The sequence below is a fragment of the Terribacillus sp. JSM ZJ617 genome, from assembly GCF_044383785.1.
GTDB lineage: Bacteria > Bacillota > Bacilli > Bacillales > Amphibacillaceae > Terribacillus.
In genome coordinates this window covers 275,783-292,809 of record NZ_JBISEQ010000001.1, presented here as the reverse complement: position 1 = coordinate 292,809, position 17,027 = coordinate 275,783, and the positions used below count along the sequence as shown (strand labels likewise).

At 43.0% G+C, this 17,027-nt stretch carries 16 protein-coding genes; 5 read left to right on the top strand and 11 right to left on the bottom strand.

The genetic code is table 11. From position 1 onward, the window contains the following. Positions 1-2 precede the first annotated feature (2 nt). On the top strand, positions 3-1,214 hold the full coding sequence (locus tag ACH6C1_RS01470) for a restriction endonuclease subunit S (RefSeq protein ID WP_374073966.1): 1,212 nt from the start codon (positions 3-5) through the stop codon (positions 1,212-1,214). A gap of 181 nt (positions 1,215-1,395) precedes the next feature. On the opposite strand, the gene rlmH is transcribed toward ACH6C1_RS01470, so the two are convergent. The 10 genes from rlmH to ACH6C1_RS01420 all read right to left on the bottom strand — a co-directional run bounded on the left by rlmH (position 1,396) and on the right by ACH6C1_RS01420 (position 10,554). Then, complete coding sequence (gene rlmH / locus ACH6C1_RS01465) at positions 1,396-1,875, bottom strand: 23S rRNA (pseudouridine(1915)-N(3))-methyltransferase RlmH (protein WP_374073964.1); 480 nt, start codon at positions 1,873-1,875, stop codon at positions 1,396-1,398. Between the two features lie 292 nt (positions 1,876-2,167). Further along, positions 2,168-2,536 (bottom strand): DUF3899 domain-containing protein, encoded by a 369-nt coding sequence (locus ACH6C1_RS01460; protein WP_374073962.1) that lies wholly within the window; start codon positions 2,534-2,536, stop codon positions 2,168-2,170. A gap of 71 nt (positions 2,537-2,607) precedes the next feature. Further along, positions 2,608-4,209 (bottom strand): peptide ABC transporter substrate-binding protein, encoded by a 1,602-nt coding sequence (locus ACH6C1_RS01455; protein ID WP_374073960.1) that lies wholly within the window; start codon positions 4,207-4,209, stop codon positions 2,608-2,610. A 21-nt stretch (positions 4,210-4,230) separates the two neighbouring features. Beyond that, positions 4,231-5,187: an ABC transporter ATP-binding protein gene (locus ACH6C1_RS01450; RefSeq protein WP_374073957.1), complete on the bottom strand. Its 957-nt coding sequence runs from the start codon at positions 5,185-5,187 to the stop codon at positions 4,231-4,233. Further along, the gene (locus ACH6C1_RS01445) at positions 5,184-6,206 is read right to left on the bottom strand and encodes an ABC transporter ATP-binding protein (protein WP_374073954.1); all 1,023 of its coding nucleotides are present in this window, start codon (positions 6,204-6,206) and stop codon (positions 5,184-5,186) included. Before ACH6C1_RS01445 ends, ACH6C1_RS01450 begins: the two co-directional genes overlap by 4 nt. An 8-nt stretch (positions 6,207-6,214) precedes the next feature. Next, positions 6,215-7,159 carry an ABC transporter permease gene (locus ACH6C1_RS01440; RefSeq protein WP_093726101.1) on the bottom strand — a complete coding sequence of 315 codons (945 nt, stop codon included), beginning with the start codon at positions 7,157-7,159 and terminating at the stop codon, positions 6,215-6,217. Position 7,160: 1 nt separating this feature from the next. After that, on the bottom strand, positions 7,161-8,087 hold the full coding sequence (locus ACH6C1_RS01435) for an ABC transporter permease (RefSeq protein WP_093726102.1): 927 nt from the start codon (positions 8,085-8,087) through the stop codon (positions 7,161-7,163). Between the two features lie 34 nt (positions 8,088-8,121). Further along, a complete protein-coding gene (locus tag ACH6C1_RS01430; RefSeq protein ID WP_374073951.1) occupies positions 8,122-8,970 on the bottom strand; it encodes a M55 family metallopeptidase in 849 nt (282 codons plus the stop codon). Between the two features lie 63 nt (positions 8,971-9,033). Then, a complete protein-coding gene (locus ACH6C1_RS01425; RefSeq protein WP_366248148.1) occupies positions 9,034-10,092 on the bottom strand; it encodes a M42 family metallopeptidase in 1,059 nt (352 codons plus the stop codon). A gap of 15 nt (positions 10,093-10,107) precedes the next feature. Beyond that, positions 10,108-10,554, bottom strand: a complete 447-nt coding sequence (locus ACH6C1_RS01420) for an Lrp/AsnC family transcriptional regulator (protein WP_366248149.1) — start codon at positions 10,552-10,554, stop codon at positions 10,108-10,110. A 188-nt stretch (positions 10,555-10,742) separates the two neighbouring features. On the opposite strand from ACH6C1_RS01420, the gene ACH6C1_RS01415 reads away from it, so the two are divergent. The 4 genes from ACH6C1_RS01415 (at position 10,743) to ACH6C1_RS01400 (ending at position 16,144) form a co-directional block, all read left to right on the top strand. Next, positions 10,743-11,870, top strand: a complete 1,128-nt coding sequence (locus tag ACH6C1_RS01415) for an amidohydrolase (protein ID WP_366248150.1) — start codon at positions 10,743-10,745, stop codon at positions 11,868-11,870. A 100-nt stretch (positions 11,871-11,970) separates the two neighbouring features. Beyond that, complete coding sequence (locus tag ACH6C1_RS01410; protein WP_374073947.1) at positions 11,971-13,956, top strand: S9 family peptidase; 1,986 nt, start codon at positions 11,971-11,973, stop codon at positions 13,954-13,956. A 15-nt stretch (positions 13,957-13,971) separates the two neighbouring features. Further along, a complete protein-coding gene (locus ACH6C1_RS01405) occupies positions 13,972-14,568 on the top strand; it encodes a pyroglutamyl-peptidase I (protein ID WP_374073945.1) in 597 nt (198 codons plus the stop codon). A 211-nt stretch (positions 14,569-14,779) separates the two neighbouring features. After that, on the top strand, positions 14,780-16,144 hold the full coding sequence (locus ACH6C1_RS01400; RefSeq protein ID WP_374073943.1) for a sodium-dependent transporter: 1,365 nt from the start codon (positions 14,780-14,782) through the stop codon (positions 16,142-16,144). A 215-nt stretch (positions 16,145-16,359) separates the two neighbouring features. Here the strand turns inward: ACH6C1_RS01400 and ACH6C1_RS01395 are convergent, their stop codons facing one another. After that, positions 16,360-16,992, bottom strand: a complete 633-nt coding sequence (locus ACH6C1_RS01395) for a copper homeostasis protein CutC (RefSeq protein ID WP_374073941.1) — start codon at positions 16,990-16,992, stop codon at positions 16,360-16,362. Positions 16,993-17,027: the final 35 nt, after the last annotated feature.

Sequence of the window (17,027 nt, the reverse complement as noted above, 5' to 3'; positions counted from 1 at the left end):
CAATGAAAGCACCTAAATTAAGATTTAATGAGTTTAGTGATGAGTGGAATAATAAAAAGTTGAGTGAAATTACTTCTGCTATTGGTGATGGTTTACACGCAACACCAAGTTATGATAATAATGGAAGCTACTTTTTTGCAAATGGCTCTAATATACAAAATGGTGTGTTAAAATTTGATGAAAATACTAAAACGATTAACTATGAAGAATTCTTAAAATATAAAAGCAAATTGTCTCAAAACTCAATTCTAGTTTCACTAAATGGAGCTACTTGGGGAAGATTTGGCTTATATAATGGTGAGAAAATCCTGTTAGGAAAAAGTTTAGGTTACATAAATGTACAAGACATTTTTTCGAAAAATTTTATTTATTACCTTCTTCAAACAAAAAAAGTAAGAAGATTTTTTGAAAGTGTAACAACTGGTTCTACAATTAAAAATTTAAGCCTTCATACCTTAAGAAATACTGAATTGAAAATACCTAGTCTTATAGAACAAAAAAAGATTTCTGATTTCTTCATTTTACTAAACAAAAGAATACAACTTCAACAAGAAAAAATTCACTTGCTAAAACATCAAAGGAGAGGTTTTATACAAAAAATATTTAAGCAAGAGTTGAGATTTAAAGATGAACATGGGCAACTATTTCCAGAATGGAATTCTATCCCTTTAAGTGAATTCTCTAATTTCTTTACAGGAAAAAGTAAAAATGATGTTATAGAAGAAAAAGGGAATTTTCTTATTATGGATATGGGATCAGTATCAACAGAAGGAAAAATTATAGCATCAAAGAAAACTGATACAAATAAAGACTTATTAGAAAAAGGCGATTTAATTATGCCAAAAGATGATATTGGAGGCGGAAAAATAATTGGACTTACAGCATATATCAATCAGGATAACAAATATATATTAGGAGATCATGTATATTTAATAAAAATGAATGTAAATATCTGTAATCCGTTATTTGCACATTACCAATTCCATTCTCAATATTTCAGAAAAAAGTTAAAAAGATTAGTTACTGGTTCAGCACAATTAGGTATCACATCAAATAATATCATGAAGGAAGCTTTTGATATTCCATCATTAGCAGAACAAAATAAAATAGCTAACTTTTTATCTATGTTCGATAAAAAAATTACTTTCGAGGAAAATCGCTTAAATTTATTTCAGATAGAAAAACAAGCTTTCATGCAACAAATGTTTGTTTAGTAACTAAACGATATTCTTTAACAAGAGATTTCGAATCACAATTTTGCATTACAGAAATTCACAGAAACGAACCAAATACTGAAGTTGAATATCGTTCAAATCTATAAAATGAGAACTAAAAATAGCACCTTTCACTAATAGCGGAATGGTGCTATATTATTATTTTTAGAAAAAACCTCATTTACTTATGATACGGTTCCCCCTTAATAATCCGAAAAGCACGATAAACCTGCTCCACCAACACCAGCTTCATCAACTGATGCGGAAATGTCATCTTTGAAAACGACAGCGCATAATCACTCCGCTGCATAACTTCCTCACTCAATCCTAAAGACCCGCCAATTACAAATACTATCTTACTCTTTCCATATGTAGCGAGGCTGTCAATTTTCGACGCGAGTTGTTCGGATGTGATCATTTGGCCTTTTATTTCCAGGGAAATGACGTAGTCGTCGGGGCCGATTTTCGACAGGATGCGGTCGCCTTCTTTTTGTTTGACGATTTGCATGTCGGCTTCGCTCAGGTTCTCTGGGGCTTTTTCGTCTGGTACTTCGATTAGGTCGACTTTGGCGTAGGCGCCGAGGCGTTTGGTATATTCTTCAATGCCTTGCTTGAGATATTTTTCCTTTAGTTTGCCGACGCTCACGATGGTGATTTTCATTTGTTTGCCTTCTTTCCGTCCAATTTGTCTCTATCTGTCATTATATAGCTGATTGGCGGAGTTTACACAGTGTTTTATGAAGAATGACAGAGTAGATTTCGTGTATGTTGAGGATGGTCTTCCCATTTCAGTATTATTTCTTCCTATAATTATTCACTTCTCTGCCATATACGACCATACTTATGACAAATAAGATAGTGGAAAACCAGGTCACAATGCCCTAAAGTTCCATCAAAAACAGCCCCTCCTGCTCGCACAGAAGAAGCTGTTCTTATAAGCTTCTCTTCTCTTCCTATAGCATCAATACAATAATGACCGAAGTAAGTATAGAGCTAGTCCCTACTATAAAAGTACTTTGCGTTATACGAGCAGCTAAACTAGCTTTGAAAGCCTTCATGTTAGGATCATTTCTTAATTGGCTGTCCGCCTCTTCTGCAGAGCGTGATTTGCGAACCATTCGTTCACCGATTAATTGGAAGCCTTGGATCAATGGAGTCAGGAATCCAGTATGCAGTATGAGTGCTATTGCGGCGATTATGATTAGGATGAGGCCAATTAAGAATGCGATATTAGATACATCTGCTAACGAAAATGTGGCGGCAACTGTTGCGATGTACCAGCCGAGGATAGTTAAGAAGAATAAAGAGACTTTCCACTTCATTATACGTGCTCCTTTCATATGTAACAGAAAGCGAGATTTGCAGAGATCCCGCTTTCCATCATTTCAGTGTGTTACTCCGATACTTTTTCTGCCCATTTCAGGTAAGGATAGCGGTTTACCGGATAGACAATGTTTTCGAAGTTCTGGGAAGTCAGGTAGTTGTTTGTATAATGGTAGATTGGGTTGAACGGCAGATCTTCCATTAATACAGCTTCTGCTTGGTGCAATAATTCGTAACGTTTGTCTGGGTCTTGTTCTACTTTGGCATCGGCCATAAGCTGGTCGTACTCTTCATTCACCCAGTTTGTACGGTTATTCGGGCTGTCACCTAGATAGTAATCCAAGATAACAACTGGATCTACAAGGACGCCAATCCAGCCCATACGAGCCATTTGGAAGTTACCTTGCTGTGTTGTATCCAGATATGTTTTCCACTCTTGGTTTTCAAGCTTCACATCAACGCCAAGATTGTCTTTGTACATAGCTTGTACTGCTTCAGCTATCTTTTTGTTGTTTTCAGCTGTGTTATAAGAGATAGATACTTCCGGAAGCTCTGTCCAGCCTTCTTCTTCCATACCTTCTTCTAGAAGTCGTTTCGCTTCTGCTGCGTCTTCTTCGAAGTATTCGCCACCAGCTTCACGGAAATCTCCTTCTGGCGTTTCCACACCTGGTGGTACAAATGCATATGCTGGTGTTTCACCTGATTTGGTCACGTTTTGTGTCAGTGTTTCGCGATCCACTGCAAGCGTGAATGCTCTTCTGATTTTCTCATTTGTGAATGGTTCTTTTTCTACATTAAACATGTACATGTACGTACCGAAGTATGGTACTTCGCTATATTCTTCTGATTCCTTTTCCTGTTCAATCACATCAGATGGCAATGTTTGAATCAGATCCAGCTCACCTGTCTTGAACATTTGATAGTACGTTGTTGCATCGTTTACAATTTTGTAGGTTACTTTGTCGAGTTTTACGACACTGTTATCCCAATAGTTTTCATTCTTCTCGATGACAACTTCACTGTCATGCGCCCATTTTGTCAGCTTGAATGGTCCGTTACTTACATACGTATCTGCTTCTGCTGACCATGCGTTATTTTCTTCTACCAGCTCTTGTTTTACTGGATAGAATGTCCACATTGTTAGTAACTCGTCAAAGTAACCAAGCGGTGCGCCTAGTTCTACTACAAGTGTCTTATCGTCTTGTGCTGTGATACCAACCTCTTCTACCGCGCCATCACCTTTGTTATAAGCTTCTGCACCTTTGATATAGTACATGTAGAACGCGAAGGAGCTGCCTGTGTCCGGATTCAAAACGCGTTTCCAGCCGTACTCGAAGTCCTGTGCTGTTACATTGCTGCCATCGGACCATTTTGCATCGTCACGAAGTGTGAATGTGTATGTTTTTCCGTCTTCGGAGACATCTACATTTTCAGCTGCCCCTAGAACTGGATTTCCGTTTTCATCTTTTGTATAAAGACCTTCAAATACGTGATCAAGGACCCAGCCGGATGTTGTATCTGTTGCAAGTGCCGGATCCAAATCAGGCGGCTCACTCATTGCATTGACTGTGATTTCCTGCGGAATGTCTGCTGCGCTTCCTCCTGAGCTGCCATTACTGCAGCCTGCAGCAACGATTACAAGTATCAGCATACCTACTAGCCATTTTTTCATAACATCTTCCCCCTTCAAATTTTACTTATTGTAAAGATGACACGCAGTCCAGTGCTTTTCTTTCACTTCGCGCCACTCTGGCACTTCCTTGGCACATACATCCATCGCAAATGGACATCGTGTCCGGAAACGACAGCCGCTTGGCGGATCCACTGGGCTTGGCGGATCGCCGTCCAACACTATTCTTTCACGTCTTTCAGCCTCGGGATTTGCGATAGGAATAGCAGATAATAGCGCTTTTGTATACGGATGAAGCGGATCGTGAAACAGCTCGTCGCTGTCGGATAGCTCCATCATTTTCCCTAAGTACATGACACCAATGCGGTCACTGATGTGTTTGACCATGCCTAGATCATGGGCAATGAATAAGTATGTCAGATCCTCTTGTTCCTTTAGATCTTCTAGCAGATTGATTACCTGTGCCTGAATTGATACATCCAGTGCTGATATCGGTTCATCGGCTACGATGAATTTCGGTTCAACCGCCAGCGCCCGGGCAATCCCAATCCGCTGCCGCTGCCCGCCGCTGAATTCATGCGGGTAGCGTTTGGCATGCTCTGGCTGCAATCCAACTCTTTCTAATAGCTCATACACACGATCCTGCCGGTTTTTGCCTGTCGCTAATTTATGCGCATCAATCCCTTCAGCAATAATGTCGCCAACACGCATCCGCGGATTCAATGAGGCGTGCGGATCCTGGAAGATGACTTGAATTTCCCGGTTTATCTGCCTCTTTTGCTTCTTATTTAACTGACTCAAATCCAGGTCATTGTAGACGATCTTGCCTGATGTCGGGTCTTCCAAGCCGACTATCGTTTTGCCGAGCGTTGATTTCCCGCTGCCGCTTTCTCCTACCAGCCCGAATGTTTCGCCGCGTTTGATTTCAATGGAGATATCATCGACAGATTTAACGGTCTTCTCTTTGCCAATCGGAAAGTATTTCTTCATTTGCTCGATCTGGATGATCGTTTCTGTCATGACAACTGCCTCCCTGCTGCAACCAGTTCTTTAAGGGCTGGTGATCTGGAATCGTTCAGCCAACATTTCGCTTCATGTCCGCTATCGATAGAAAAAGCAGGAGGCATTTCTGCTACACACACATCCATTGCATATTTACAACGTGGCGCAAATGGACAGCCCTTCGGAGGGGAAAATAAATCCGGCGGTGCACCTTCGATTGGTACTAGGCGCTTTTTATCCGCAGCATCTATATCTGGAATCGACTCCAGCAGACCCCATGTGTATGGGTGCTTTGGATTATGGAATAATTCATTTACCGGAGCTGTTTCGACAATCATGCCGCCGTACATGACAGCAACCCGTTCCGCAGTCTCGGCTACCACGCCAAGATCATGGGTAATCAATATAATAGAAGTATCCATTTCGTCTTTTAGATTTTTCATTAAATCCAGTACCTGTGCTTGGATAGTTACATCCAATGCTGTCGTCGGTTCATCCGCAAGAAGTACCTTCGGATGACAAGCCAGCGCGATGGCAATCATGATCCGCTGGCGCATCCCGCCGCTGAATTCATGCGGATACTGCTCATAGCGTTCGGCTGGGTTTGAAATGCCGACACGCCGGATCATGTCGATCGCGCGTTCCTTCGCTTCCTGTCCCTTGATGTTTTGATGAGCCGTAATACTTTCTGCGATTTGTTTACCGACCTTCATCGTAGGGTTCAAGGAAGTCATCGGATCCTGAAAGACCATACTGATTTTTGAGCCTTTCACCTTTTGCATATCCCGCTTGGATAGCTTTAAGAGATCCTGACCTTCTAAAAGCACTTCTCCGTTTTTTATTTTGCCTGGCGGAGTTGGGATCAGGCCCATGATGGATTGCACGGTAACACTTTTCCCGCTGCCGCTTTCCCCGACTATGGCTAGGATTTCTCCTTTATCGACATGAAAGGAAACATCCCTGACAGCTTGTACTTCTCCTCCATATGTCTTAAAACTCACTTCCAAATTGTTCACTTCCAGTAAGCGTTCCAACATCCCACCTCCTATTTAGTTGCTTTCGGATCAAGTGCGTCTTGCAGGCCGTCCCCGAATGCGTTAAACGCAAACATGGTGAGGGCAATCATGAAGCCTGGGAAGAAGAGTCGCCACCACTGCCCGCTGAGAATAACGCCTAAGGAATCGTTCGCCATCGTTCCCCAGCTGGCAAATGGGGCTTGAACTCCTAATCCTAAGAAGCTTAAAAATGATTCTGCAAAGATCGCGGATGGTATCGTAAAGGTTAGGTTCACGATGATGATACCTGCTGTGTTTGGAATCAAATGCCGCCAAATGATTTTAGGGTGGGAGGTCCCCATCTTTTGGGCAGCCAGCACATATTCCTGTGACTTCAGCTGGAGTATCTGACCGCGTATAATCCTCGCCATCCCTACCCAGCCGGTAACCGACAGCGCAATGATGATCGATGTAATACCTGGCTCCATGATCACCATCAGCAGGATGACAATCAGCAGGTAAGGAATACCGTACAGAATTTCAACGATTCGCATTAAGATACTATCAATCCGGTCACCGAACTTGCTTCGGCCGGCCATGTAACCAGAGATACCTCCGATTGTTACCCCGAGGATGATATCAATCGCTGCGGCAATGAGCCCGATGGTTAACGAAACCCGGGCGCCATACCACGTTCTCGACCAGACATCCCGTCCTAAGTCATCGGTTCCGAACCAATGCTCACTGTTTGGTGCCACGTTGGTGTTGACCAGATCCTGTTTGGCCGGATCGAATGGAACCATATGCGGGCCGGCTATTGCCAGAAATCCAATCACGAGCAGCAGGGTGAACCCAAGCACTGCCATCTTGTTTTTTAGTACCGAAAGGATTGTTTCCTTCCACACGCTCATGCTCGGGCGCTGGATAGGGTCATGTCCTCTTTTTTCAGGTGATAAGGGGCGAAAAAGGGAATCATCCACGCGTTTTGCTTCCATCTTACTCCCCTCCACTCGTTAGTTTTATTCTTGGGTCAATATAGCGGTAAGATAAATCGATGATGAATAATGTCACGACCAGCAATACACTGAAGAAAATCGTTGTTCCCATGATGACTGGATAGTCCCGGTTGAAAATACTATCTACGAAGTATCGGCCGATGCCCGGAATTGCGAATATTTTCTCAATAACGAATGTTCCGGTAATTAAGGACACAAATAAAGGACCAATGAAGGAAATAACCGGCAGGATAGCATTTCGGATACCGTGCCTGATGACTAGCTGTGTTTTTGATAATCCTTTGGCGTCTGCTGTCTTGATATAGTTCTGGTTTGTCACTTCAAGCATGCTGGAACGCATAAAGCGGGCGATAACAGCAAGCGGTGTAGCAGCTAATGCTAACGTTGGCAAGATGGAATGCTGCCATGTTCCCCATGAAGCAACAGGCAGCATGCCCCACTCTACCGCAAAATACTTGATTAGCAGCGGAGCCAGGATAAAGCTCGGAACAGATATACCGATTATCGCGATGAACATCGATGCGTAATCGAGCACTTTGTTATGATTCAAAGCTGCTACGATCCCTAACAGCAATCCTAGAGCCAAGGCGATGACCAAAGCCTGTAAGCCTAGTAAGGCGGATGCTGGTGCACCATCAGCGATGATGGAATTCACTGATCTTGTTTCGGATTGAATGGAGAATCCTAAATCGAATGTCACCAAATCCCTCATATACAGCACATACTGCACGGCTATTGGCTCATCCAAGTTGTATTTCGCCCTGATATTTTGCAATACTTCTTCCGGAAGCACGTCAGCGTCTGAAGCAAATGGATCACCTGGAATGAACTTCATGATCAAAAATGTCAAACTCGCAATGACCCAGATTGTCAGCAGCATGATAAGCAATCGTTTTACAATATACACGGATTCACCTCCACTATTTTTCTAGCTGTTACACTTACGCATTCACACTGCCCAGCACACCATTTGTTGCTGTCATTGCGATAATCACACAGCCCCACATATGCTTGTATGCTGTGACAATATCATCACACGTAAAGCGGATGCTTCGCGGACCAGTCAGCTCCACTGTAGGAAGTGTTGTCGTCATCATGGCCTGCTGCGGTCCTTTGAACTCGATGTTAAAGGTGACAGGCCCTTCTACTGTTTGCGGCTTAAAGCTCTTGATGTCTTTCACCGCTAGCTCTGCTTTTTCACGGATCTCTTTGCGGGCAACCTCTGGGTGAAGCAGCTCGGCTGCAAACCGGTCAACAGCACGTTTTGTCACAGCGCCTTTTACATCGGGCAATGTTTCTTGCACCTCTTTTACATACGCATCATCACCGCTGATGAAAATCGCCGGAACATTAAAGCCGCCTGCAACTAGCGTGTTCATTTCCGTCTCGCCGACAACTCTGTCATTGATCTTCATTTCATTCACACAGATGCCTGCAAGTGTATGGCTAATGACTGTACGTTCTGATCCAGCTTCACGTCCGTGATGTCCAACGAACATAATGCCATCGAAGGTATCATCCAAGCCTTCCAGCTGGCACATGACGCGGTTATTACCAGACACCAGCCTTGCACGCGGATCCAGCTCTTCTACCAGTATGTTGGACATATTGCCATGCCCATCGGCGACGACAACCTCTTTTGCTCCGCCATTATAGGCTCCTTCAATAGCTGCATTCACATCTGCTGTCATCAGCTTCCTGAAACGCTGGTATTCGGAATTCGTTTTTAACTGCTGATTGGTTGCAACACCTGATATACCTTCCATATCTGCCGAAATAAATATTTTCATCATGACCCACCTTTGAATGATAATTATAAATTTTCTAACTAATTAACTTAAAAAAAAGCGTGCTCAGAAAGGAAACGTTGATTGTTCATCGACACTCTTCACAAAGGCTTTTACTAGATCCTTTGTTGCGATCAAGTCGCCCACGTCTACAAGTTCAATGCTGGAATGTGTATAACGGGAAGGAATCGATAATACACCTGTCGGAATGCCTTTGTTGGCGTATGTGACTGCACCGCCGTCTGTCCCAATCCCAGTGAATACTTCCAGCTGATAGGGGATGTCCTGCTCCTTAGCTAGCTGGACTAGCAGCTTCTTCATCGTGTTTGGCACAATCAAACTAGCATCCATTACTTTAATGCCTGTCCCTTTCCCTAAGCTGAGGGTCTGATCCATTGTTTGCTCAAACGTATCACTCACTGCCGTTGTATCGATTGCGATAGCGACGTCTGCATCAATATGTTCGGAGGCTGTTTTTGCCCCTCTCAATCCGACTTCTTCCTGAACTGTGAACAAGCAAATGAGCTCGCCTGCGAAATCCTGCTCTATTTCTTCTAAAACTTGCAGGATCACAGCACACCCTGCCCGATCATCCAGTGACTTGGCGCGGATTTTAGGTTTTTCAGAAGTCCCGAGAATCTGCAGTTCAGAACCCCAAGTGACAGGAGTTCCTACCTCTATGCCCATTTCCACTGCTTCTTGATAAGAGCTTGCACCAACATCTATGTATAGCTGACTATGCTTTCTCACCTTTTGCGCGTCATCAAATTTAGCAAAGTGTGCCGAAAGCGTTCCGATTACGCCATTGATATGCCCTTCCTCGCCTAGCACCTTTACCGGCTGGGCAATAAGATTGCGGTCATCGTTGCCGCCCAGCTTTTCAAAGCGAAGAAATCCGTTTGCTTCTATCTTTTTCACAATAAAGCCGACTTCATCCATATGAGCTGTTAACAGAATGGCTGGTCCTGGCTTCGCCCCTTTTTTCTTGGCGATGACATTGCCAATAGGATCTATTATCACTTCATCTGTCTTACTGGTTAGATAATCCTTTAGAAAATAACTAACCTCCTGCTCGTAGCCGCTTGGGCCCTGCAGGCTGGTCAGCTTCTTTACTAATTCAATCAAGCGAGCAGCTCCTTCCTAGAGATATTCGAATGTATTCTTGTAGTTTTCCAATTGAATGATCGTATTGATCTCCGTGATTCCTTCGATGCCGTCAAGCTTGAGCATACAGTCCTTTATGTCCTCCTGGCTCCGGACATTGATTTGAATCAGCAGCTGATAGCTACCGCTAGTCATCGTGATATAGCGAACTTCTTTTATCCTGCTGAGTGCTTCCCTTACCTTTGTGATCGTTCCTTGCTTTGTTTTTATTTGAATAATCGCTCCAGCTTTCAAACCAAGTGCGATTGGATTCACTACGCCTACTACTTCAATGATGTTGTGCTGTACTAAGTTTTTATAACGAAGTCTGATTGTTTTCTCCGTCACTTTTAATTCACTTGCTATTTCTGAAAATGCCAAGCGGCCATCCTTGGATAACATTCGGATAATACCGCGGTCCAGCTCATCGATTTGATACTCCACTAATCTTCCTACTTTCGGACTTTTCTACTATTATACTCCCCTTTTTGATACATAACCTTACATTGAAGAACATTTACAATATTCAAATATTGATTTACTATCGTAATTAGGAATTAGGTATAGAGGGTATTATATTGGATAAGTCTTCAGAAATCAATGATAATTTAGATATTTATGGAGGTTATTGTATGAAGGCCATAACAAATGTATCTGGCGTAGACGGAACAGGAAACACATTTAGAGATACAACTATTTTAATCAAGGACGGAAAGTTCACTTCTATCGACGCATCCAGCATTCCTGAAGGTTATGAAATCATTGATGCTAGCGGCACATACTTCACCCCTGGATTAATTGATGTACACACCCATTTGGGTGTGCATGAAGAAGGCATAGGAAAAGAAGGTCACGATTTTAATGAAACAAGCGCCGCAGCCACGCCACAGGTGCGCGCAATCGATGGAATAAACCCGCAAGATCGAGGATTTGAGGATGCCAGGCGTTCTGGTGTTACGACAGTCCAGGTTATGCCTGGAAGTGCCAATGTCATTGGTGGGGAAATGTGTGTGTTAAAAACAACAGGGACAATCGTGGATGATATGGTCATCCGCAATCCTTCCGGTCTGAAAGCTGCAACAGGAGAAAATCCAAAACGTTTCCACGGTGATAAAGGAAGAATGCCGACGACTAGAATGGGTATCGCGGCCATTCTTCGCGAGAAATTTATTGAGGCGCAAACCTATCTGGAAGATCGTGAAGCTGGAAAAGCAGCCAGAAACCTAGGCTTAGAGCATATCGTCAAAGTATTAAATAAAGAAATACCTCTCCGCGTTCATGCCCACCGCGCGGATGATATCGTCACTGTTTTACGCTTGAAAAAGGAATTTGATATTGATTTGACGATTGAGCATTGTACCGAAGGACATCAAATCGCACCGTTCATCGCCAAACAAGCTATTCGTGTATCGGTAGGACCGACAATGACACCTCGCTCCAAAATAGAGCTTGCCGATAAAGGCTGGAACACACTGCTGGCCCTGGCGGAAGAGTCTGTCCCATTCTCCATCACGACCGATCATCCTGTCATTGCGATTGAGCATTTAATGACAAGTGCGATTTTAGCTGTTAAATACGGCTTGTCGGAAGAAGAGGCTCTTAAAGCCATTACACTAAATGCGGCGAAGCATCTAGGCGTAGATGATAGAGTCGGTTCTGTTGAAGCTGGCAAGGATGCTGACTTTGTCCTCTGGACCGGCAACCCATTTGATTTGAGGAACAAAGCAGTGCAAACCTATATAAACGGCGAATTAGTATAAGAATGCACGGCAGGTTTCTTAATAGACCAGGCTTATATGGAGAAACTTGCCCCATATCATGACAAATAAATAGATGTCCCATGACAGGAGGCAGCAAACTATGACAACAAACGGTCTTTCAGCACAAGATCTATTCGAATTCTCCTTCTTATCGGATCCTCAGCTATCACCAGATGGCAATTGGGTTGTTTTTGTGAAGCGAGTAATCAACGAGAAAGAAAAATATCAATCAAATCTATTCCTGATGCATGTGGACTCAAAGGAAATTACACAATTTACCCAAGGTGATTTCTCAGATGTGCAGCCGAGATGGTCACCTGATGGACGGTACATATTATTTGTGTCTAATCGCTCCAAGAAGCAGCAAATATGGAATATTGCTTTTAACGGTGGTGAGGCAAGTCAGGTTACCACTTTTAAACGAGGTGCATCTCAGCCCGTTTTGTCACCAGACGGGAAGAAGCTTATCGTTACCGTACCGCTGACCGCATCAGACAATTTGGAAGACAAGGAAACGAAAGAGGAAAAGACGGAGGAAAAACTAAAGCCATATATCACCACGAACTTGGTTTACAAGTCGGATGCAAAAGGCTTTTCAGACGAAACCTTCGATCATCTCGTATTAATAGAGTTGGAAACTGGTACAGCCTCCTTACTAACAGATGGGCAATATAACCATCATTCGCCGGCATTTTCTCCAGATGGCTTGCATGTTGCATATAGCGCCAACCGTTCAGAGGATCCGGAACAGACATTTTTCTCAGATATCTATCAGTTAGATTTAACTACAAATGATACAGAAAAACTTACGAACAGCGACAAACGATTCTATACGCCAAACTACTCACCTGATGGAACAAAGCTCTCCTTATTGGGTGATGATATGGAATACACAGGAGCAACGCTCACTAGAGTCTGGACCCTGGATCTTGCGACAAAAGAACTCACCTGTTTAACGAGTGAATGGGATGTAGAGTGCAATGATGTCGCTATCAATGATATGGGCACAGGAACTGCTGGTGATGGCGCCATCTGGAGCAAAACAAACGCTGCCCTATACTTCTTAGCAAGTGAACTAGGCTCAACTAACCTATACAAAGTAACATTAGATAAACAAATCACCAACGTTGTTGGCGGGAAACGTCAGGTTTATGCATTTAGTATAGATAAGGAACAAGACCGACTTGTATATGCGGTAAGTCAGACTGGTATTCCTGGCGATCTTTTTGTATCAACCTTTTCTGGAAGGGAAGAGCATCGTTTAACAGCAATCAATGAGCAGTTTCTTGAAACGAAAGAAATATCAATTCCGGAGGACTTCCGCTTCAAAGCGACTGATGGAACCGAGCTGCAAGGCTGGATCATGAAACCAACAGGCTTCAAGGATGGCGAAACGTATCCACTTGTCCTAGAAATTCATGGCGGTCCGCATGCGATGTACAGTCATGCTTTCATGCACGAGTTCCAGGTGCTTGCTGGTAAAGGCTATGGTGTCCTGTTCATGAACCCAAGAGGAAGTCATGGCTATGGGCAGCAGTTTGTCGATGCAGTGCGCGGTGACTATGGCGGTATTGACTATGATGACGTGATGGTCGCTGTAGATTATGCTTTGGAGAATTATGATTGGATTGACCCTTCCCGCTTAGGTGTAACTGGCGGAAGCTATGGCGGCTTCATGACGAATTGGATCGTCGGCCATACAAATAAGTTTAAAGCGGCAGTTACACAGCGTTCGATCAGTAATTGGCTCAGCTTCTATGGCGTGAGTGATATCGGCTACTACTTCACCGAATGGGAACACAAAACAACTGTGATGAAAGACCCCGAGGAGCTGTGGAGAATCTCTCCGCTCCGTTATGTAAAAGATGTGGAAACACCACTGCTTATTTTGCATAGCGAAAACGATTATCGCTGCCCGATTGAACAAGCCGAACAATTGTATATCTCATTAAAACAGCAAAAGAAACCTACACGTTTTGTACGTTTCCCAGAATCAAATCATGAGCTGTCCCGAAGCGGAGATCCAGGTTTGCGCATTATTCGTCTTACTGAAATAACGAACTGGTTCGATCAGTATTTGAAATAAAAAGGAGAATTAGATTTGAACATCTTACTCACAGGATTTGAAGCTTTTTTAGGGATGACATCAAATCCTACAGAAGTGATTGTACGCAGCTTGGACGGAGAAACGATAAATGGGAAAAGGATAATCGGCAAGGTGCTCCCTGTAGATTTCAAGAAAACGTCCAGCGTTATCATAGAACATATCGACGAATACCAGCCTTCTGCTGTCATTTCTTTAGGACTGGCAGCTGGCAGAAATAGAATCACCCCGGAAAGAATTGCGATAAACTGTATGGACGGAGAAGCAGACAATGCTGGAAATCAGTATGACGGGCAAAAGATATTTGAGGATGCACCTGATGCCTACTTCTCGACCTTGTCTATTAAAGATATGGTGGCGAAACTGCTGGAACATAATCTGCCAGCGAAGATTTCTAACACCGCCGGTACTTATTTGTGCAACCAAACAATGTACACAGTCAGACATCATATCGAAACAAATAAGCTCGATATGATGTCAGGATTCGTGCATATACCAGCACATCATGAATTGGCATTGAGCAACCCTAAGCTGCCTTCTTGGTCAGTGAAGGATTTGGAAGAAGCGGTGCGAGTTATTATTGGAGCAGTTTAAAATTCGTTGTAGAACTATAAAGTTTGGACAGAGATGTTATTAACAGATAAAGCTCCTCCTGCTATCCAGGAGGGGCTTTTACTTGTACATATACTCTCTATTCAGTTGTCTCTTTGTTATTATGATATTTTTTAAAATTATCTGTCCATTCACTAGATAATTGTGCTACTATTCTCCTATTAATATTTTTGATTTGAATAGGAGTTGCATAATGTCACAAGAACACTGGAAATCCAAATTAGGTTTTATCTTGGCAGCTGCTGGTTCCGCTATCGGATTGGGAGCCATCTGGAAATTCCCTTATATCGCAGGTACTGGCGGAGGCGGCGCTTTCTTCCTAATCTTTTTACTTTTTACTGTAATACTTGGCGCGCCGCTTTTGTTAGGGGAGTTTATCATTGGCCGCAGAACAAAGCTTGATGCTGTATCTGCTTATCAAAAGATTGCACCTGGGTCATTCTGGACTGTCATCGGCAGACTGGGTGTCGTCACATGCTTTATTTTATTATCCTTTTACAGCGTTGTTGGCGGCTGGATTATTATTTATCTATTTGAAGCAATCCGCGGCAGCCTCAATGGGCTCTCACAGGATGGTTATGGCACGTTATTTAATGACATCATCTCTAACCCTGGCCCGACACTCTTCGCTCAGTTTCTTTTTATGCTGATTGCCATCCTTGTGGTTGCTAAAGGGGTGCAAAAAGGGATTGAAGTAACAAGTAAAATCATGATGCCGGCGCTGTTTCTTTTATTCCTTATCTTAGTCATTCGCTCTGTCAGCCTGGATGGCTCAATGGAAGGAATTAAGTTCCTGCTGGTTCCTGATTTTTCTAATCTGACTTCTGAGTCCGTATTATTCGCACTTGGGCAAGCATTTTTCACCCTATCCGTCGGTGTATCCGTCATGGTTACTTATGCTTCCTACTTGCCAAAGACGCAGCATCTACCGCAAGCGGCTTTTTCTATCATTATTATTAATATTTTTGTAGCGCTTTTAGCAGGTTTGGCTATTTTCCCAGGAGTCTTCTCCTTCGGGATGGAACCTGATGCAGGGCCGGTACTGATATTTGCAGTTTTGCCAGCAGTATTCAGCAACATGCAATTCGGTACCCTATTCTTCATCTTCTTCCTGGTATTATTCTTGTTTGCCGCTTTAACCTCCGCCTTCTCAATGCTGGAGATCTTTGTGGCTGCCACGACAAAAAAAGACAACACCAAGCGCACAAAACGATCATGGCAGCTCGGCATGTTGATTTTCTTGGTCGGAATTCCGTCCTGTCTGTCATATGGCGTGCTGTCTGACTTCCTTATATTCGACAAGACAATATTTGACTTGTTCGATTATACAGTCAGCAATATATTAATGCCCTTGGGAGCATTGCTTATTTCACTCTTTGTCCCGCTAAAAATAAAGAAAAGCGAGCTTTTTGAAGAATTGGCTCTTGGATCGAATGTTGGCAGGAGCTTCTTTAATGTCTGGTATTATTTATTAAAATATGTCACGCCAATCGCTATTATTATTGTCTTTTTAGATGTGCTTGGGCTTTGGGATTTTATTTTTGGATTATTTTCATAAGTGGATAGTTGAGAGGACGTAGGTTTACGTCCTCTTTGTTTATGTATCCAATCTCCAAATCTAAGCAGAAACGAAGAAGGCGGGTATGTCTATATGCTTGGTGATTTCACTTCATATGAAACAGAGCCCCTTCTGCTTTCACAGAAAAGGCTCATAAACTCTGATTATATTATTTTATCTTTTAGAGGTATCATTCTGAGAGTCTCGTGTCGCTCTCAATCAACTATTTTTGTCCCATGAACTTCTCTAACATTCAGTTCAGAAGTGATAAAGTTAAGGTTTTTACTAGAAATTCCTCCACCAGGAAGGATAATGATCCTGTCATTTGCATGCTCAATATATTCCTTCAACCTGGCTAGATTATCTTCGACTCTCGTATCTAACGGGCCTCCATGGGTTAGGATTCGGTGTACCCCGTGTTCCACCAGCCAATCAATCGCTTTAAGCTGATTTTCAGGGCTTATATGGTCAAACGCCATGTGAAAGGTTATCTCCAGTCCTTTTGCTACATCCAATAAAGGGACCATGGCGTCTTCATCAATCCAGCCAGTATCATTTAAACAACCCAGTACTACGCCATCTGTTCCTAATTCCCTTAAATGGACAAGATCTCGCTTCATCATGTCCACTTCCTCTTTACTAAAAACAAAATTTCCGCCTCTTGGTCTAATCATACTCATAACCTTAATGTCTTTACCATGGCAATAATTTATAGTCACTTCCGCTACACCGTGACTTACGGTTGTCCCCCCAGCTGCAAGGTTGTCGCAAAGTTCAACCCTGTCAGCACCTTTAGCGATAACTTCGGGGACATTCGTAAAATTCTCTACACAGACTTCTTTAAGCATATGTATATCCACCTTACCTATGATATGGCTTGCTT